A 16827-nucleotide genomic window follows, 5' to 3' on the forward strand; every position below is an offset into this window, starting at 1 on the left:
GCGCCCGGGCCACACCATGCCGACATCGTCAAGAGCGGCCCCGGACATAGCGAAGGGTGTGACACTCGCCTCATGCGAACAATCGTCATCACCGGCGCCAGCGACGGGATCGGAGCCGCGGCATCCCGTCAGCTCGTCGCCCGCGGCCACCAGGTCGTCCTCGTCGGACGCTCGCCCGAGAAGACCCGTGCCGTTGCCGACGAGGTCGGGATGCCGCACCATCTCGCCGACTTCTCCGACCTGGCGCAGGTGCGCCGGCTCGCGGGCGAACTGCTCGCCGCCTACCCGCGCATCGACGTGCTCGCGAACAACGCCGGCGGCATCTTCGGTCCCCGCAAGCTCACCACCGACGGGTTCGAGCAGACGTTCCAGGTGAACCACCTCGGACCGTTCCTGCTGACGAACCTGCTGCGCGAGCGGCTGGTCGAGAGTGAGGCATCCATCATCCAGACCGCCAGCGCCGCCGCCCGCATCTTCTCGCGGTTCGACATCGCCGACCTGAACGGTGCGCGCCGCTACTCGGGACGCGTCGCCTACGGCAACGCGAAGCTGTCGAACATCCTCTTCACCCGCGAACTTCAGCGCCGGTGGGGGAGCGAGGGCATCTCGGCCGGAGCGTTCCACCCCGGCGTCGTCGCGACCGGCTTCGCGGGCAACCTGACCGGACCGTTCCGGTTCATGTACCACAGCCCCCTCGCCAAGCGACTGCTGACGACGACCGACGAGGGCGGCAAGCGCCTTGTGTTCCTCGCCGACGGAACCCCCGGCACCGACTGGCTGCCCGGCGCCTACTACGAGAACGACCGGGTCACGAAGACGCACAAGCTCGCCACCGACGAGCAGCTCGCGCGCGAGCTCTGGGACCGCAGCGTCGAGATGGTGAAGCTCGGCTGAGAGAAGCCACGGAAAGGATGCCGCCATGCCGCAGTACGCCGTCCTGATCTACACCGACGACTCCGCACACGCGCTCGACGCGTCGAACGAGCAACTCGCCGAGCCCAACGCACACGGTGACGAGCTCGCCCAGTCGGGGGCGCTGCGCGCGGCCTACGCGTTCACGCCGCGTGAGCTCGCCCGTTCCGTCCGTGTCGACGGGGTGACCGACGGGCCGTTCGTCGACTCCGCGCAGGTCGTCGCCGGTGTCTACGTGATCGAGGCGGACGACGAGGACGCAGCACTCGCGATCGCGGCGACGAACCCCGCCATCCGCGGCGCCGGCGGTGTCGAGGTCAGGCTCATCCACAGCGGCACCTGAAACCGTAGGCGAGCGCGGCGTGACCCACCCCAGGGCCACGCCGCGCGGCATCCGTCAGCTCTGGATGAACGCCAGGATGTCGGGGTTCAGCACGTCCGCATGCGTCGTCAGCATGCCGTGCGGGTAGCCCTCGTAGATCTTCAGCGTCGAGTTCTGCAGCATCTCCGCCTGCTGCAGCGCCGCCGCCTTGTACGGCACCACCTGATCGTCGTCGCCCTGGATCACGAACACCGGTACCGTGATCGCCGCCAGGTCCTCGCGCTGATCCGTCTCACTGAACGCCTTGATGCCCTCGTAGTGAGCGAGCGCGCTGCCCGTCATGCCCTGCCGCCACCAGTTGTCGATCACCGGCTGCGACGGCTCGACGCCGTCGCGGTTGAACCCGTAGAACGGACCGGATGCGACGGCCTCGAAGAACTCGGCACGGTTCGCCGCGAGCGCCTCACGGAACCCGTCGAACACCGACAGGGGAGTGCCCTCGGTGTTCCAGTCGGTCTGCAGCATCAGCGGCGGCACGGCCGCGACCAGCACCGCCTTCGCCACGCGGCCCTGCGGCTCGCCGTACTTCGCGACGTACCGTGCGACCTGACCGCCACCCGTCGAGTGACCGATGTGCACCGCATTCTGCAGATCGAGGTGCTCGACGACCGCGCTCACATCGCTCGCGTAATGATCCATGTCGTGTCCGGTCGCGATCTGCGACGACCGGCCGTGACCGCGACGATCGCTCGCGATCACGCGGAACCCCTTGCCGAGGAAGTACAGCATCTGCGCGTCCCAGTCATCGGACGACAGCGGCCACCCGTGGTGGAACACGATCGGCTGGGCGCTCTTGTCGCCCCAGTCCTTGAAGTAGATCTCGGCGCCGTCGTCGGTGGTGATGAAGGGCATGGGCTTGTCTCCTTTGTGTGGGTGGGGCGGTTCAGCCGAGGTCGGCGATCGCGTCGGTGATGACCGTCACGACCTCGTCGGGGTGGGAACGCATCACGAGGTGCGGTGCGTCGAGTTCGATGACCGAGCGGAAGCCGGCGCGCTCGTACCCGAACCGCTCCACGTCCGGATTGATCGTGCGGTCGGCCGCCGAGACGACACCCCACGCGGGCTTCACCTTCCACGCCGCGACTGGAGCCGGCTCGCCGAACGCGAGAGCCGCCAGCGGACGCTGCGACACCGCCAGCACCTCCGCGACCTCCCGATCGACCCCGGCGGCGAAGATCTCGGGGAACGCGTCGATGTTCACCGAGACGTCGGTGCCGGGCTCGCCGCCGTCGACGGGGAACGGCGTGTAGATGAGGTTCGCGGCGAGATCCGAGTCGGGGAAGCCGCCCTGCAGCTGCCCGAGGCTCTCGCCTTCGTCCAGCGCGTAGCCCGAGAAGTAGACGAGACCGACGACGTTCTCGGCGACTCCGGCGACCGTGATCACCGCGCCGCCGTAACTGTGCCCGACGAGCAGCACCGGACCGTCGATCTCCTCGACGACGGAGCGGATGTACGCCGAGTCGCCGAGGAGGCTCCGGTTCGGCACGGCGGGCACGTGCACCCGGAAGCCGCGGTCGAGGAGCAACCGCGTGACGGGGGCGAAACTCGCGGCATCCGCGAACGCCCCGTGAACGAGAACGACGGTGGGTGACGACATGGCGGGCATCCTTTCGGAAGGGGGATGCTCGTCACGCTAGAGCCGGCTCACCGGCACTGTCGTGGCCCTCGCAGTACACGTCTCAGCGCGTCGCACCCCGGTGCTTCGCCAGCCGACTGCCCGAGGTGGGCGTATCCGTGTCAGAGGCCGGAATCGTCACCGTGCCGGCGATGAGATTCGCCCGGAGATCGACCAGCGCGCGCTCCCCGACCGTCCCCGGGATCCCGTAGCAGATCACCGTGTAGAGCCCAGGGTGCGCCTCGAGGATCTGCCATTTCATGTCGACCCAGCCGTGCTCGGGGAAGTGGTTCGGCGCCGTGCCCGAGGTGAGGGGGAGCGCCTCGTGCTGGTCCCACATCTCGGCGAAATCGGCATCGTCGAGAAGCAACCCGATGATCTCCTGCCAGCGCGGATCGGACGGATTGCCGTAGTACCGCACCCGCGATACGGTCGTGCGCGCGCCGTCCTGCCACGAGTCGAGCGCACGCACCTCGGGCGGCGCTTCGAACTGCATCAGCGCGAGGTTGTTCCCCACCTCGACGTACCCCGGGGCGACCGCTCGGATGAGGTCGTTGACGACCACGATGTCCTGGTTGCGGTCGATGATGTACGCCGCCGTGTGCTCCCAGTGCGTGATCATCTCGACGAGGTCCGGCGGCGGCTCCTCGCCCTGATGCACCTCGTACGGCGCCTCGGAATCCGGCAGGGCGAGGCGCTGCAGGTACGCCGTCCCCGCTCGGTCGAGGTGCAGTGCGCGCGCGAGCGAGTTGCACACCTGCAGCGACATCTGGTGTCCGCTGCCCTGCTCGAGCCGCCGGTAGTACTCGGCGCTGATGCCGGCCAGCCGCGCGACCTCCTCCCGCCGCAGCCCACGCACACGGCGACGGGGTTCGGGAGGGATGCCGACGGCATCCGGCGTCAGCGCAGCGCGGCGCGCGCGGAGGAAGCTCGCCAGCGCGCTCTTCTCCGAGCCCGGTCGATCAGATGTCACGCCAGGCATTCTGCCCGAGGTGTGTTTCGTGTGGGGGTCAGCGCGTCAGGCGTTGCCGCCCATGACCAACATCATGAAGGCGCTCGTCGAGATCAAGCCGGTGATGGCGGCAATCGATCCGAGCGAACCGCCCACCAGCGCCATCACCTTCGACTGGCCGCGCGTCAGCGCGTAGATTCCGAGGCCGAACGCCGTCAGACCGAGGAGAAGCCCGGCCCACGGGACGAGTCCGGTGAGGAACGCGACGATCCCGACGACCAGGGTCGCGACGGCGAGGCCCTTCTTCGGTTGCGCGTTCGTGGGGAGGGGCGGCGACGCCCGGCGGTCCGGTTCGAACCGACTTGGTAGCTCGGACATCGCTCCCTCTCTCATCGACTGCCCCCTCACGCTACCGGGCGGCTGCGCCGGAGCGATGTCGAAGGCGATGTCGGAGGCCCTCACCACAATGGAGGTATGACCGAACGGCCCCGCATCAGCATCGACGAGCACGTGACGCTGCTCGCCGGTGTCGTGCACGACGCGGTCAGCGTCGAGCGGCTGCTGTCGCACCTCGAGGTCGTGAAGGTGAAGGTCCTCGCCCGGGCCAGCGCGCTCGCCGAGGCGAACGCCGCGGGCAGTGCGAACGAGCGCGACATGGCCCTGCGCGAGATCGCCGCCGAGCTCGGGGGAGCAGTCGCGGCATCCGATCGGGTCATGCAACGTCGCATCGACGAAGCCCGCACCATCGTGGAGGACTACCCGGCGGCCCTGAAGGCGTGGGAACTGGGTCGCATCACTCGCGGTCACGTCCGCGTGATCACGGATGCCGGGGCGAACCTCCCGGGCGACGTCCGCCCCATGTTCGAGGCGATCGCCGTCGAGCGGTGCCGCCATGACACCCCCAACCGGGTGCGCGCCGAGATCGAGATCCTCGCGCACCGGATGCACCCGCGCTCCTTCACCGAACGGCACCAGGATGCCGCGGCCCGCCGGTCCGTGCGCATCGTGCCCGGCCAGAACGGCATGTCCGAGCTGATCGCGAACCTGCCCACGGTGCTCGCCGAAGGTATCCACGACCGGCTCACCCAGCAAACCCGCGCGATCATCGACACCCGCAAGGAGCGCGGCGGCATCGAAGCCGTCGCGACAGACGAGCGGAGCACCGACCAGGTGCGCGCCGACGTGTTCGCCGACCTGCTGCTCGCGGGAACGCCCGCGCTCGACGACACCCGCGACACGACCGCCGGTCCGCTCGGCGCCATCCGCGCACGCGTGCAGGTCGTCGTCCCCGCGACCGCCCTCGCCGGCGAAGACCCCGCGTGCGACCTCGTCGGACGTTCGCCCATCGACGCCGACACCGCCCGGCGCCTCGCCGGCGGCACCCCATCGTGGGAACGCCTCGTCACCGACCCGGTCTCGGGCACCGTCCTCGCCGTCGACACGTACCGTGTGTCGCTCGCCATGCGGCGCTACCTGCAGGCCCGCGACCAGCACTGCCGATTCCCCGGATGCCGCATGGCCGCCATCCGCTGCGAGGTCGATCACACCCACGATCACGCCCTCGGCGGCCAGACCGAGGTCACCAACCTCGGTCACCTCTGCCAACGGCACCACTCGATGAAGCAGTTCACCAAATGGCGGGTGCGACAACTCGGGGGTGGCGTCCTCGAATGGACCTCACCCCTCGGCAGAACGTATCGCGAAGACGCACCGACACCGGCCGTCGCGTTCGCTCCTGCCTGAAATGCCCGAGACTGTCGACATGGCCGGTTTCCATCACATCGAACTCTGGGTCGCCGACCTCTCCGCTGCGCAGGCCGAATGGGGATGGCTGCTCGCCGAGCTCGGGTTCGCCCGCGAGAGCGTGTGGACCGAGGGGGAGTCGTGGGCAGCGGGCGACGCCTACCTGACCTTCACGACGTCGCCGAACCTGTCGACGAGCGTGCACGACCGGCGCGCTCCCGGGGTGAACCACATCGCCTTCTCCGGCGGATCGCGCGCCGGCGTTGACGCGATCATCGCCGCCGCGCCTGACCACGGCTGGCGCCCGCTCTACCAGGAGCGGTACCCGCACGCCGGCGGCCCCGATCACTACGCGGGGTGGCTCGAGAACTCAGCCGGAGTCAAAGCCGAGATCGTCGCCGACACACCCTGACACGACCGGCTCCGCTGCGGTGCCAGGATGGTGCGGTGGCCCCTGACGTGAACGCGCTCCAGAACCATCCCGGTGACGTCGAGTACCCGGTCCGGTCCCGTCGCCGGTACGCCCGCGTGCTCGAAGCCAAGCGCAAGGCCGACCCCGCCGAGATGCGCCGACGCGCTCTGCCCGTCACCCTCATCGCCGCCCCGTTCGGCATCACGGGCTTCGTCCTTTCGTTCGTGTGGCAGGTCGACGACGTCATCGTCAACTTCTTCGCCTTCGCTGTCGGCATGGCGGTCGGTCTCCTCGTCGCCTCGATCATCCTGGCGCGCCGGGATGCCGGAGCCCCCCGCCGAGCCCAGCTCGCCTACATCGCGGCATCCGGTCGACAGCCGCTCACGACGCGGCAGCAGCAGATCCTCGCGCTCGACTGCGCCAGCGACTTCGCCGCCCGCGGCTGGAACGGGTCGCTCGCGTTCACGCCCACGTACGCCGAACTCCCGCAGGAGCTGCGCATGAAGCACCAGGACGGCGAGAAGGGGTCGCCGTGGTTCTCGCTGCCCGTCGCGTCGCTCAAGCAGCTGCGCGGCGCCCTCGACGAGCAGTTCAAGATCGTCACCAAAGCCGATGCCGAGCTGCTCGTCGCCGACACGCTCACCATGGGCCTCAACTCGCAGCGCTTCGCCGAGGTCGTCCACAGTGACGGCGGCGAGCACATGATGACGCGCGTCGCCGGGCTCACCGACCTGGCGGTCTTCGACATCCAGGACCTCGCCCGCGGCACCGAGGAGCACCCCGCCCGGCTCCTGCTCGCCGCCGACATCGAACGCGGCATCGGCGGCATCCGCTACGCCTACGTCGCCGGCTACTTGACCGCGCAAGAGACCTGGACGCTGCTCGAGCCGCTCGCCGAGAAGGCGTTCGCCACCTACCGCAGCTGGGACGAGTACTGGCGCGAGGTCATCATCGCCACCGCATTCCGCACCGACTCGCTGCAGGCCGTGCAGAGTCAGCGCGACGCGCTCGCCGACCTTCGCAGGTCGTCGTGGCCCGCGGCATCCGTCACCTGGCCGGCCAGCGGGGCGCGCGCATGAGGATCGCGACCGACCTCGCCGAGATCGAGCTCGACGTCGTGCACCGTTGGCTGTCCGAGGGCGCGTACTGGGCGCTTGGCCGCAGCCGTGACGTCGTCGAGCGCGCCGCGCAGAACTCCCTGAACTTCTTCGCCCGGGACGACGACGGGACGCCCCTCGGCTATGCCCGCGTCGTCACCGATTCCGCGACGTTCGCGTGGCTCTGCGACGTCTACGTCGACCCGGCCGCGCGCGGGCAGGCCGTCGGCAAGGCGCTCGTCGGAGCCGTCGTCGCCACGCTCGAGCCGATGGGCCTGAAGCGCACGCTCCTCGTCACCGCCGACGCGCACGGACTCTACGAGCAGTTCGGGTTCGAGCCGTACCCGACGCCGGAGCGCCTCATGCAGCGCGGCTGACCTAAGCCCCGATCACTTCGCGACCTCGCGGCCCTCCGCGATCCAAGAACCCGTGCCGCCTTCGACGTTCGTCGTCTCGAGACCGTGATGCTCGAGGAACGCGGCCGCGCGTGCGCTGCGTCCGCCGGCCTGGCAGATGAGGTGCAGGTCGTCGAGCTCGCGCAGCTCGTCCACGTGGTCGGGCACCGTGGCGAGGGGGATGTTGCGCGCGCCGGGCACGTGACCCGCCGCGAACTCGTCGGGTTCGCGGACGTCGATGATGTTCGCGGGGGAGGCCTCGGCCAGCTGCGCCGTCGTGATGGAGTGCATACCTCGATCGTCGCAGATCAGAGCGGATGCCGGGCGGTCAGGCTCGTCAGATGGTGCTCCAGCAGACGGCGCGCGTGCGTCTCGGGATCCGCCGGATCGGCCCACAGCAGGTGCAGCGCGAGCCCGTCGAGGAGCGCCTGCAGACGGAGTATCTCGAGCGCGATGTCGATCTCGTCGGGCAGGTCGAGCTGACCCAGTGCGACGCCGCAGATCAACCCGACACCGTCGTGCAGGTCGCGCACACTCTCGGTCAGGGTCGCGTCCGTCAGTGCGAGACTCCCCAGCTGCAGCTGCGCGATCAGCTCGACCCGGCGAGTCGTGTCGAGCGGCAGCAGCTCGAGCAGGACGGCGATCGCCAGCGGCATCCCCTCACCCGTCAACCCCGTCACGCGTGCGGCGACGGCGTCGTGGATCCGGTCGACGCAGTACCGGCGGAGCGCGAGCTGGGTCGGGAACGCGCGGCGGAGGGATGCCGTCGCCAGCCCTGCCTCATCCGCGATTTTCCGCACCGAGAGTGCGGCGAGTCCGTCACGGGCGAGGACGCGCATCGCGGCGTCCCCGATCGCACGGTCGCGCTCGTCGTGGTCGATCAGTCGCGGCATATTTCCATCATGCCGCGACGGCGGGTGCCTTCTTCGGCCAGACGGTGTAGCCCAGCGCCCATAGGACGTCGATGCCGATGACGACCCCGAGGATCGGGAAGAACCGCAGCAGCTCCGACGTGCGTTCGGGAGCCCCGACAAGCAGGATCAGCCCGCCCAGCACGGCCGCCGCGATGGCGACGGCGAGCAGCGTGCGGGGGACGTCCTTCCAGCAGGCGCGTGCGTAGTCCCACCCGTAGCGCGCGGGGCGGGGTTCCGCGCCGCGGAACCACTCGGCGAACTTCGCATCGGCCCAGGCGACCATCCGGTGCCCGTACGCGACCGAGATGCCGATGTAGAGCGCGGCCAGGCCGTGGTGCCACGAGGCCGTGCGGCCGCCCAGCAGGTCGACACCGACCAGGACGAGCAGGATCAAGTCGATGACCGGAGCCGCGAGCAGGAGCATCGCTCCCAGACGCGGGCGACGGAAGACGTAGCGGGCGACGAGACCCGCGATGATCGCGAGCCAGAAGCCGATTTCGCAGGCGATGATCGCCACCAGGATCACGAGGATTCCTTACGTCCGAACGAGTCAGATCAAAGTAGCACGGCTGTGCTAAATAAGCCGGCCGCCAGTCGCGATAGCGTTCCTCCGTGATCCCGATCGAGAACCTCCTCGCCTTCGCCCTGGCGTCGATGGTGATCATCGTCATCCCGGGTCCCGGGGTCCTGTTCGTCATCGGCCGATCCATCGCACTCGGCCGTCGCGCGGGCGTTCTCAGCGTGCTCGGGAACTCGCTCGGCAACATCCCCGCGATCCTCCTCGTCGCATTCGGCGTGGGAGCGATCGTCGCGTCGTCGGTCATCGCCTTCACGGCGATCAAGGTCGTCGGCGCGATCTATCTCGTCTACCTGGGCGTCCAGGCGATCCGGCACCGGAAGCACCGAGCCGAGCGGGACGGGCGAGCATCCGCATCCGTCCTCACCCTGCTGCGACAGGGGTTCGTCGTCGGCCTCACTAACCCGAAGACCATCGCGTTCTTCGTCGCCGTCCTGCCGCAGTTCGTCGCACGGGATGCCGGTCCGGTCTGGGCGCAGCTGCTGCTGCTCGGCCTCATCTTCCAAGTGATCGCTCTCGTCTGCGACAGCACGTGGGCGGTCGCCGCAGGCACCGCACGTGTCTGGTTCGGCCGGTCGCCGGGACGCCTGGCCACGCTGTCGGGCGCGGGCGGATTCCTCATGATCGGGCTCGGCGGGGCACTTGCGCTCACCGGCGCGAAAAGCTGACCAACGGGAATGTTCCGGAGCGCTCCTGCGCTGGAACACCCCATGACGAACAACACGAAGCCTGCACAGTCGTCCGGCACGTTCCGCATCGGCGGAGACCTCGAGGTCACCCGCCTCGGCTACGGAACCATGCAGCTCACCGGCCCCGGCGTCTGGGGTCCGCCGAAGGACCACGATGAGGCCATCCGGGTCCTCCGCCGCAGCGTCGAACTCGGCGTGAACTTCTTCGACACCGCCGAGTCCTACGGCCCGTACGTCGCCGAGGAGCTCCTCAAGGAAGCCCTCCACCCCTACGCCGACGACGTCGTCATCGCGACGAAGTCCGGCCTCACCCGCACCGGCCCGAACGTCTGGCCGCCGCTCGGGCGCCCCGAGTTCCTGCGTCAGGGCGCGGAGATGAGCCTCCGGCGCCTCGGCCTCGAGCGCATCGACCTGTTCCAACTGCACCGCATCGACCCGAAGGTCCCCCTCGCGGACCAGGTCGGCGAGCTGAAGGCGCTGCAGGACGAGGGCAAGATCCGCCACATCGGCCTCTCCGAGGTTTCGATCGACGAGGTCAAGGCCGCTCAGGAGATCGCCGAGATCGTCACGGTCCAGAACCTCTACAACCTGCAGCACCGCGACGCCGAGGACCTCCTCGACTGGTCGGAGGAGCAGGGCATCGGCTTCATCCCGTGGTTCCCGCTCGCGACCGGCGGCCTCACCGGCCCCGACTCTCCGCTGACCGACATCGCCGAGCGCAAGAACGCGACCCCCGCCCAGGTGGCTCTCGCGTGGCTGCTCAAGCGCTCGCCCGTCATGCTCCCGATCCCGGGCACGTCGAGCGTCGCCCACCTCGAGGACAACCTCCAGGGCGCTGTCATCGAGCTGACCGACGAGGAGTTCGCGGAGCTCTCGAAGCTCGGCAGCTGAGCCCCGGCATCCCTGGCGTCACGCGTCCACCTCTGCAAGGGTGGGCGCGTGACGCATTTCAGTGGTCAACCCGTCGTCCGGATGTGGACCGGTGTGGTGCGCGCTGAAGACGCCGACCGCTACATCCGGTACGTGGAGCGCACCGGCATGGATGCGTATCGCGCCACCCCCGGCAACCTCGGAGCGTGGCTGCTGACGCGCGATCTCGGCGACGGCCGCACGGAGATCACGACCCTGTCGCGGTGGGAGAACCTCGCCGTGATCGCTGCCTTCGCCGGCGACGACATCGAACGCGCGGTGTTCTACCCGGAGGACGACGAATTCCTCATCGAGCGCGACGAGCGGGTCCGTCACTATCGGCAGGCGTGACCGTATCTTCTTCACCTGATCCCGCGTACGGTGAGCACTATGTGGACAGTTCTCATCATCTTGTTGATCATCTGGGTGGTGCTGTCGATCGTCGGTTTCGCGTTCGAGGGTCTCTTCTGGCTCGGCCTCATCGGCATCGTGCTCTTCGTCGGCACCCTCGTGTTCGGCTTCATCCGACGGAGCGCCGCCAAGAAGAAGGTCTGACCGGGGCTACGCCTGCCGGTGGTGCACGCTAGAGCCATGGCTGCTGTCTCGTCGCTCTACCGGTATCCGATCAAGGGCTTCACGCCCGAACCCCGCACCGAACTCGTCGTGCAGGCCGATGGGCGTATCGCCGGCGACCGCGTGCTGGCGTTCCGCTTCGCCGACGCCACGGCTCCCGAGGACGATGACGGCCTCGACTCCTGGCCGAAGAGCCGCGGCCTCGCGCTCATGGACTTCCCCTCCATCGCCCGCCTGCACGTCGAGGTCGACGACGGCATCGTGCGCATGAGCGACGACGGCACGCTGCTGGTCGAGGCGGGGCTCGACGACACGGGTCGCCGTGAACTCGAGGACGCCGCCACCGCCTTCGTCGCGCGCTCCTCCGAGGCGAGACTCCTGCAGCGCGAGGGCGTCCTGCCCCTCCGGCTCATCGGCGACGGTGTCACGTCACGGTTCCAGGATCGCGCGCGCGGCTACGTCTCGCTCCACGGCGAGTCGACGGTCGCGCAGGTGGATGCCGCGGTCCCGGCATCCGTCGATGACCGCCGCTTCCGCTCCAACATCGTGGTGTCGGGCACTGCGCCCTGGGAGGAGCTCGACTGGTCGGGCCGCGTCCGCATCGGCGACGTCGAGTTCGAGGTCCAACGCCCCATCGGTCGATGCGCCGCGATCACCGCGAATCCCGACACGGGCGAGCGCGATGCACGACTGCTGCGCGTGCTCACGACCGAGTTCGGTCAGAGTGAGGCGACCCTCGGCATCCTGCTGCTGCCGGTCGGCGACGGCGGCACGGTGCACGTGGGGGACGAGATCGTCGCCGACCGGAACTGACCGCCTGGGAGCGATCCCATAGACTCTTCGTCGGCATTCCCCATGCACTCTCCGATCCACACCCCCGCTCCACCGCGCCGCGACATCCAAGGCCTTCGCGCCCTTGCCGTCCTCGCGGTCATCGGCGCACACGCCGCCGGATGGCCGGCGGGCGGGGTCATGGGGGTCGACGTCTTCTTCGTCATCTCGGGATTCCTCATCACCGGGATGCTGCTGCGCGAAGCGCGTGACACCGGCCGACTCGCGCTCGGCTCGTTCTACGCGCGCCGAGCGCGCCGCCTGCTGCCCGCGGCGCTGACCGTGCTGATCGCCGTGACTGTCGCCGGCTGGTTCCTCTTCAACCGCACCCGCGGCGAGCAGACGCTGTGGGATGCCGCCTGGGCCGCCGTCTTCGCCTCGAACTGGAACTTCGCTGCGCAAGGCACCGACTACTTCGCCGACACCGGAGCCGTCTCGCCGCTGCAGCACTTCTGGTCGCTGTCGGTCGAAGAGCAGTTCTACCTCGTCTGGCCGCTGCTGCTCGTGATCGTCGTCTCCCTCGTCGGTCGCACGCGGGTCAGGATCGTCGCGGGTGTCCTCGCGACAGCGGTCGTGGCGGGGTCGTTCGGCTGGGCGCTCGTCCAGTCCGATTCGCAGGCGACCGTCGCGTACTTCTCCACGCTGACCCGTGCGTGGGAGCTCGGCCTCGGCGCGCTCGTCGCCGTTCTCGTCCCCCTGCTGCGCCGCATCCCGCGCGCGCTCGGAGGCGTGATGCAGTGGACGGGCGTCGCGGGGATCGTCGCGTCGCTGCTGATCATCGATCCGACCGGGGGAGGCTTCCCCGCCCCGTGGGCGGCGGCGCCCGTGGCCGCCACGGCGCTCGCGATCGCGGGCGGGGTCGGGGGAGACCCGCGGCACCGTCACCTCTTCCCGCTCACCAACCCGGCGTCCGTCTTCATCGGCGACGCCTCGTACTCGCTGTACCTGTGGCACTTCCCGGTGGTGGTCTTCGCGGCAGCGCTGCTCCCCGCATCCGAGTGGCACGTCTGGATCGTCCTCGGCGCGAGCGTCGTCCTCGGCCTCGCGTCGTACCTGATCGTCGAGCAGCCCCTGCGCTACGCGCCGTTCCTCGGCGGGATGCCGCGCGCCGAGGCCCGTGAACCCGAACCGGAGCCGGAGCCCGTCCCCGTGCCGGTCGTTGCGGTCGCAACGACGCGCCCCGCGGGATGGACGCCGGGGACGCGATACTTCCCGGGATCATCCCGGCCGCCGGCTCCGCGCATCGAGCCCGCCGCGATCGCCGCGGCGCCCGCCCCCGTCGCCGAGCCGGTCGTCGCCGAACCGGCCACCGAGCCGCGCGGGAGTGCGCTGGCCGCATGGCGCGAGCGCTTCGCCGCGCAGGTCTTCCTCGCGACGGCCGGACTCGTGGTCGTCGTACTCGCGGGCGCGCTCGCGGTGACAGCATCCGGTCATGGTCCCCGGTTCGGTCTGCCCGAACTCGCCCCCGCAGCGTCGGCGCCCACGGTCTCGGGCGACCCCACCGCCGATCTGCAGGCGGAGCTGGCCGCCGCCGTCACCGCGGACGCGTGGCCCGACCTCACCCCGTCGCTCGATCGCGTGATGGCGGCATCGTCGGGAGCCAATCCCGCGCACGACTGCTTCTCGCCCGGCGCGGCGACGGCCTGCGGGTGGGGGAGCGGCGATGCGCCCGTGCACATCTGGCTCGTCGGCGACTCGACCGCCATGGCGTACGCGCCCGCATTCCGCCGAATCGCAGACGACAGCGGCGGCGGCATCCGCGTCTCGGCCATGGGCATGTACGGATGCCGCTTCACCGACGTCCTGGTCGAGAACGACGACCCGCAGGTGATGGCGAGATGTCAGGAGCGGAAGGCCGCTGTGCGCGCAGCGATCCTCGCCGACAAGCCCGACCTCGTCGTGATATCGAACGCCTTCACGCTCGGCCGCACAGCCGACGGCACCGACCTGTCGGCGGACGCGCTCATCGCCGCACAGCGACGCGAGGCCGACTCCTACGGGATGGGCGAGCGGATGCTGCACCTCGCCCCGCCGCCCCAGGGTGTGAGCCTCGCCGCCTGCTACACGCCGACGTCGTCGCCCCGGGCGTGCGACAGCGCGGTCGACGGGACGTGGCGCACGATGGAGGCCCTCTCGGAGCGCGCCGCCGCGGACGCCGGCGACCACGCGATGTCGTCGCTCGCGTTCACATGCGCCGACGAGGTCTGCCCGCCCTTCGCGGGGTCGATCCCGACGAAGTACGACCAGACCCACCTGACCGTCGAATACGCCGAGCACATCGCGCCGGCGCTGCGGCAGGCGCTCGACACCGCGGGTCTGCTGACCACGCGCTGACGACCTGCGCCAAGATGGCGGGATGCCTTTCCTCCCCGCCCCGCGCCTCATCGACCCCGCCGCCGTCCCCGCCCTGCGCTGGGGTGTCATCGGTACCGGGATCGCCGACCAGTTCGTGCACGCGATCCACACCCATACGACGCAGCGCGCGGTGGCCGTGACGGCACGCGACACGACGAAGACCCACGCCTTCGCAGAGCGGCACGGCATCGCGCGCACGCACGACTCCGTCGATGAGCTGGTCGCCGACCCCAAGGTCGACGTCGTTTACGTCGCCACGCCGCATCCGCTCCACCGCGAGCAGGCGCTCGCCGCCATCGCCGCGGGAAAGCACGTGCTCATCGAGAAGCCGATCGCGATGACCGCGGCGGACGCGCGCGAGATCCTCGATGCCGGACGCGCGGCAGGCGTGCTCGTCGCCGAGGCGATGTGGACCCGTTACCTGCCGCAGGCCGACGTGGTCCGCCAGCTGCTCGAGGCGGGGACCCTCGGCGAGATCGACCTCGTCCGCGCCGACTTCGGGTCGCTCGTCCCCTTCGACCCCGCGAGTCGGATGTTCGCCCCGGCGCTCGGAGGCGGCGCCATGCTCGACCTCGGCGTCTACATCGTCGCGTTCGCCTCGTCGATCATCGGACCGCCCACGACGATCCGCGCCGTCGGCACCCTCGCGCCGACCGGTGTCGACGACAGCGCCACGATCGCCCTGAAGACGGATGCCGGGGCCCAAGCCGCCCTCACGACGACCTTCGGCGCGGTCACGCCGATCGAGGCATCCGTCTTCGGCTCCCGCGGCCGACTCGATGTCCTCAGCCCGTTCTACGGGCCGACGGGGCTGCGCCTCAGCGTCGATGGGCAGGTCGAGGAGTGGCGCGACGACACCCTGCCGCAGGTGCACGACGGGCTCGGCTATCAGGCGACCGCGGTCGCCTCGTTCGTGGGAGCCGGGCTCGTCGAGTCCCCGCTGCACCCGCACGACGAGGTCGTGTCGGTGCTCGCCACGATCGACGAGGTCCGCCGTCAGATCGCCGCTGGTTGAGCACGTGCTGGTGGCCCGGGGTTAGCCTTGATCACCATGACCATCCAGCACACCGTCATCTTCGCCCTGCACCACGCGGAGGATTCCTCCGAAGAGAAGACGTTCCTGACGGACGCGCAGCGGTCCCTCTCGGCCATCCCCGGCGTCCAGCAGTTCCGCGTCAACCGTCAGATCAGCCCGCGCAGCGACCTGCGGTGGCAGTTCACGATGCTGTTCGATGACCAGGCCGCCTACGACGCGTACAGCGCCCACCCCGACCATGTCGCCTTCGTCGAGAGCCGCTGGAGTCACGAGGTCCGCGACTTCCAAGAGTTCGACTTCGTCGCCGGCGACTGATCGGGGCGGGCGGGGCGCTCAGCGCTCCGAACGCACGTCCGCGAGCGACGGGTAGTCGGTGTAGCCCTCTGCTCCGCCGGTGTAGAAGTACTCCGGACGCGGCTCGTTCAGCTCGGCGCGCTGCTCCCACCGGGTCGGCAGATCCGGGTTGGCGATGACCGGGCGGCCGACGGCGACGGCATCCGCCCATCCCTCGAGCACGAGCTCCTCGGCCTCTTCACGCGTCGTGACGACCCCGAAGCCCGAGTTGAGGATGGTGGGTGCGCCCGCCGCGTGGCGGATGTGCTGCACGATGTCGCTCTTCGGGTCGGCGTGCAGGATGTCGACGAACGCCAGACCCAGCGGGGCGAGGCCCTCGGCGAGGGCCGTGTAGGTCGCACGCGCGTCGGCGTCATCGCTCTCGAGGACACCGGGGATCTGGTGCTGCGGCGAGAGACGGATGCCGGTGCGCTCCGCCCCGACCGCCTCGGCGACCGCGCGGGTCACCTCGATGCCGAAGCGCGCGCGGTTCTCGGGAGATCCGCCGTACACGTCGTCGCGGACGTTCGACTCGGGGGAGAGGAACTGGTGGACGAGGTAGCTGTTCGCGCCGTGGACCTCGACACCGTCCATGCCCGCGGCGATCGCGTTGCGCGCCGCCTGCACGAACTGCGCGACGGTCTCTGCGACCTCCGCCGTCGTGAGGGCGTGCGGGACGGGGAGGTCGACCTTCTCGCCCGTCATCGTGCGCCCCTGGCCGGGGGAGGCGATGGCGCTCGGGCCCACGACCAGGTCGACGCCCGAGATCTCGGGGTGCGAGACGCGCCCGCCGTGCATCAGCTGCATGACGATCGTGCCGCCCTCGGCATGCACCGCGTCGGCGACGCGACGCCAGCCGGCGATCTGCTCATCGGTCTCGATGCCCGGCTGGCCGGGGTAGGACTTGCCGGCGACCACGGGCCAGGTGCCCTCGGTGACGATGAGGCCGACACCGGCGCGCTGGCGGTAGTACTCGACCATCACATCGTTCGGCACACCGTCCTCCGCAGCCCGCGTGCGGGTGAGGGGTGCCATGACGACACGGTTGGACAGATCGAGGGCGCCGAAGACGGCGGATTCGTACAGGCTCATGTCGAGGGGC

Annotated in this window: 22 protein-coding genes; 14 read left to right on the forward strand and 8 right to left on the reverse strand. The window is 69.9% G+C overall.

Annotated features, from left to right (window positions below; all coding sequences use genetic code 11):
- Nucleotides 1-72: 72 nt before the first annotated feature.
- Together Q9S78_RS08815 and Q9S78_RS08820 are read left to right on the forward strand one after the other, a co-directional pair.
- Entirely contained in the window at nt 73-894 is an 822-nt protein-coding gene (locus Q9S78_RS08815) for an SDR family NAD(P)-dependent oxidoreductase (protein ID WP_311870024.1), read from the forward strand.
- Between the two features lie 25 nt (nt 895-919).
- Nucleotides 920-1255 (forward strand): YciI family protein, encoded by a 336-nt coding sequence (locus Q9S78_RS08820; RefSeq protein ID WP_311870025.1) that lies wholly within the window; start codon nt 920-922, stop codon nt 1253-1255.
- A gap of 54 nt (nt 1256-1309) precedes the next feature.
- On the opposite strand, the gene Q9S78_RS08825 is transcribed toward Q9S78_RS08820, so the two are convergent.
- The 4 genes from Q9S78_RS08825 to Q9S78_RS08840 all read right to left on the reverse strand — a co-directional run bounded on the left by Q9S78_RS08825 (nt 1310) and on the right by Q9S78_RS08840 (nt 4239).
- A complete protein-coding gene (locus Q9S78_RS08825; protein WP_116228766.1) occupies nt 1310-2146 on the reverse strand; it encodes an alpha/beta fold hydrolase in 837 nt (278 codons plus the stop codon).
- 31 nt (nt 2147-2177) lie between these two features.
- On the reverse strand, nt 2178-2891 hold the full coding sequence (locus Q9S78_RS08830) for an alpha/beta hydrolase (RefSeq protein ID WP_311870026.1): 714 nt from the start codon (nt 2889-2891) through the stop codon (nt 2178-2180).
- An 82-nt stretch (nt 2892-2973) separates the two neighbouring features.
- Nucleotides 2974-3882: a helix-turn-helix transcriptional regulator gene (locus Q9S78_RS08835; RefSeq protein WP_220321064.1), complete on the reverse strand. Its 909-nt coding sequence runs from the start codon at nt 3880-3882 to the stop codon at nt 2974-2976.
- 45 nt (nt 3883-3927) lie between these two features.
- Complete coding sequence (locus Q9S78_RS08840; protein WP_116228769.1) at nt 3928-4239, reverse strand: hypothetical protein; 312 nt, start codon at nt 4237-4239, stop codon at nt 3928-3930.
- Nucleotides 4240-4335: 96 nt separating this feature from the next.
- On the opposite strand from Q9S78_RS08840, the gene Q9S78_RS08845 reads away from it, so the two are divergent.
- The 4 genes from Q9S78_RS08845 to Q9S78_RS08860 are packed head-to-tail and all read left to right on the forward strand — an operon-like array spanning nt 4336 to nt 7490.
- Nucleotides 4336-5604: an HNH endonuclease signature motif containing protein gene (locus Q9S78_RS08845; protein ID WP_116228770.1), complete on the forward strand. Its 1269-nt coding sequence runs from the start codon at nt 4336-4338 to the stop codon at nt 5602-5604.
- Nucleotides 5605-5623: 19 nt separating this feature from the next.
- Nucleotides 5624-6016, forward strand: a complete 393-nt coding sequence (locus Q9S78_RS08850; RefSeq protein ID WP_116229316.1) for a VOC family protein — start codon at nt 5624-5626, stop codon at nt 6014-6016.
- A 35-nt stretch (nt 6017-6051) separates the two neighbouring features.
- Entirely contained in the window at nt 6052-7095 is a 1044-nt protein-coding gene (locus Q9S78_RS08855) for a DUF1266 domain-containing protein (protein WP_116228771.1), read from the forward strand.
- Nucleotides 7092-7490, forward strand: coding sequence for a GNAT family N-acetyltransferase (locus Q9S78_RS08860; protein WP_311870027.1), 399 nt, complete (start codon nt 7092-7094; stop codon nt 7488-7490). The genes Q9S78_RS08855 and Q9S78_RS08860 overlap by 4 nt, the downstream gene beginning before the upstream one ends.
- A 12-nt stretch (nt 7491-7502) precedes the next feature.
- Here Q9S78_RS08860 and Q9S78_RS08865 read toward each other — a convergent pair whose 3' ends face one another.
- From Q9S78_RS08865 to Q9S78_RS08875, 3 genes are read right to left on the reverse strand one after another with little or no spacing between them, the layout of a single operon-like run.
- Entirely contained in the window at nt 7503-7799 is a 297-nt protein-coding gene (locus Q9S78_RS08865) for a rhodanese-like domain-containing protein (RefSeq protein WP_311870028.1), read from the reverse strand.
- Nucleotides 7800-7816: 17 nt separating this feature from the next.
- Complete coding sequence (locus Q9S78_RS08870) at nt 7817-8401, reverse strand: TetR/AcrR family transcriptional regulator (protein ID WP_116228775.1); 585 nt, start codon at nt 8399-8401, stop codon at nt 7817-7819.
- Between the two features lie 7 nt (nt 8402-8408).
- The gene (locus Q9S78_RS08875; RefSeq protein WP_116228776.1) at nt 8409-8948 is read right to left on the reverse strand and encodes a hypothetical protein; all 540 of its coding nucleotides are present in this window, start codon (nt 8946-8948) and stop codon (nt 8409-8411) included.
- 86 nt (nt 8949-9034) lie between these two features.
- On the opposite strand from Q9S78_RS08875, the gene Q9S78_RS08880 reads away from it, so the two are divergent.
- From Q9S78_RS08880 to Q9S78_RS08915, 8 genes are read left to right on the forward strand one after another with little or no spacing between them, the layout of a single operon-like run.
- On the forward strand, nt 9035-9667 hold the full coding sequence (locus tag Q9S78_RS08880) for a LysE family translocator (protein ID WP_311870029.1): 633 nt from the start codon (nt 9035-9037) through the stop codon (nt 9665-9667).
- Between the two features lie 42 nt (nt 9668-9709).
- Complete coding sequence (locus tag Q9S78_RS08885; RefSeq protein WP_020096925.1) at nt 9710-10579, forward strand: aldo/keto reductase; 870 nt, start codon at nt 9710-9712, stop codon at nt 10577-10579.
- 48 nt (nt 10580-10627) lie between these two features.
- The gene (locus Q9S78_RS08890; RefSeq protein WP_231370869.1) at nt 10628-10948 is read left to right on the forward strand and encodes a hypothetical protein; all 321 of its coding nucleotides are present in this window, start codon (nt 10628-10630) and stop codon (nt 10946-10948) included.
- A 39-nt stretch (nt 10949-10987) separates the two neighbouring features.
- Nucleotides 10988-11152, forward strand: a complete 165-nt coding sequence (locus Q9S78_RS08895) for a hypothetical protein (RefSeq protein ID WP_018188508.1) — start codon at nt 10988-10990, stop codon at nt 11150-11152.
- A gap of 36 nt (nt 11153-11188) precedes the next feature.
- Entirely contained in the window at nt 11189-11983 is a 795-nt protein-coding gene (locus tag Q9S78_RS08900; protein WP_311857320.1) for an MOSC domain-containing protein, read from the forward strand.
- A gap of 42 nt (nt 11984-12025) precedes the next feature.
- On the forward strand, nt 12026-14335 hold the full coding sequence (locus Q9S78_RS08905) for an acyltransferase family protein (RefSeq protein WP_311870030.1): 2310 nt from the start codon (nt 12026-12028) through the stop codon (nt 14333-14335).
- A gap of 22 nt (nt 14336-14357) precedes the next feature.
- Nucleotides 14358-15371: a Gfo/Idh/MocA family protein gene (locus Q9S78_RS08910; RefSeq protein WP_311870031.1), complete on the forward strand. Its 1014-nt coding sequence runs from the start codon at nt 14358-14360 to the stop codon at nt 15369-15371.
- A gap of 36 nt (nt 15372-15407) precedes the next feature.
- On the forward strand, nt 15408-15707 hold the full coding sequence (locus tag Q9S78_RS08915) for a Dabb family protein (RefSeq protein ID WP_018188504.1): 300 nt from the start codon (nt 15408-15410) through the stop codon (nt 15705-15707).
- 18 nt (nt 15708-15725) lie between these two features.
- Here the strand turns inward: Q9S78_RS08915 and Q9S78_RS08920 are convergent, their stop codons facing one another.
- A complete protein-coding gene (locus Q9S78_RS08920) occupies nt 15726-16817 on the reverse strand; it encodes an alkene reductase (RefSeq protein WP_311870687.1) in 1092 nt (363 codons plus the stop codon).
- Between the last annotated feature and the right edge of the window lie 10 nt (nt 16818-16827).

Origin of the sequence: Microbacterium aquilitoris (assembly GCF_031932285.1) — a bacterium.
In the GTDB taxonomy this organism is placed as follows: Bacteria; Actinomycetota; Actinomycetes; order Actinomycetales; family Microbacteriaceae; genus Microbacterium; species Microbacterium aquilitoris.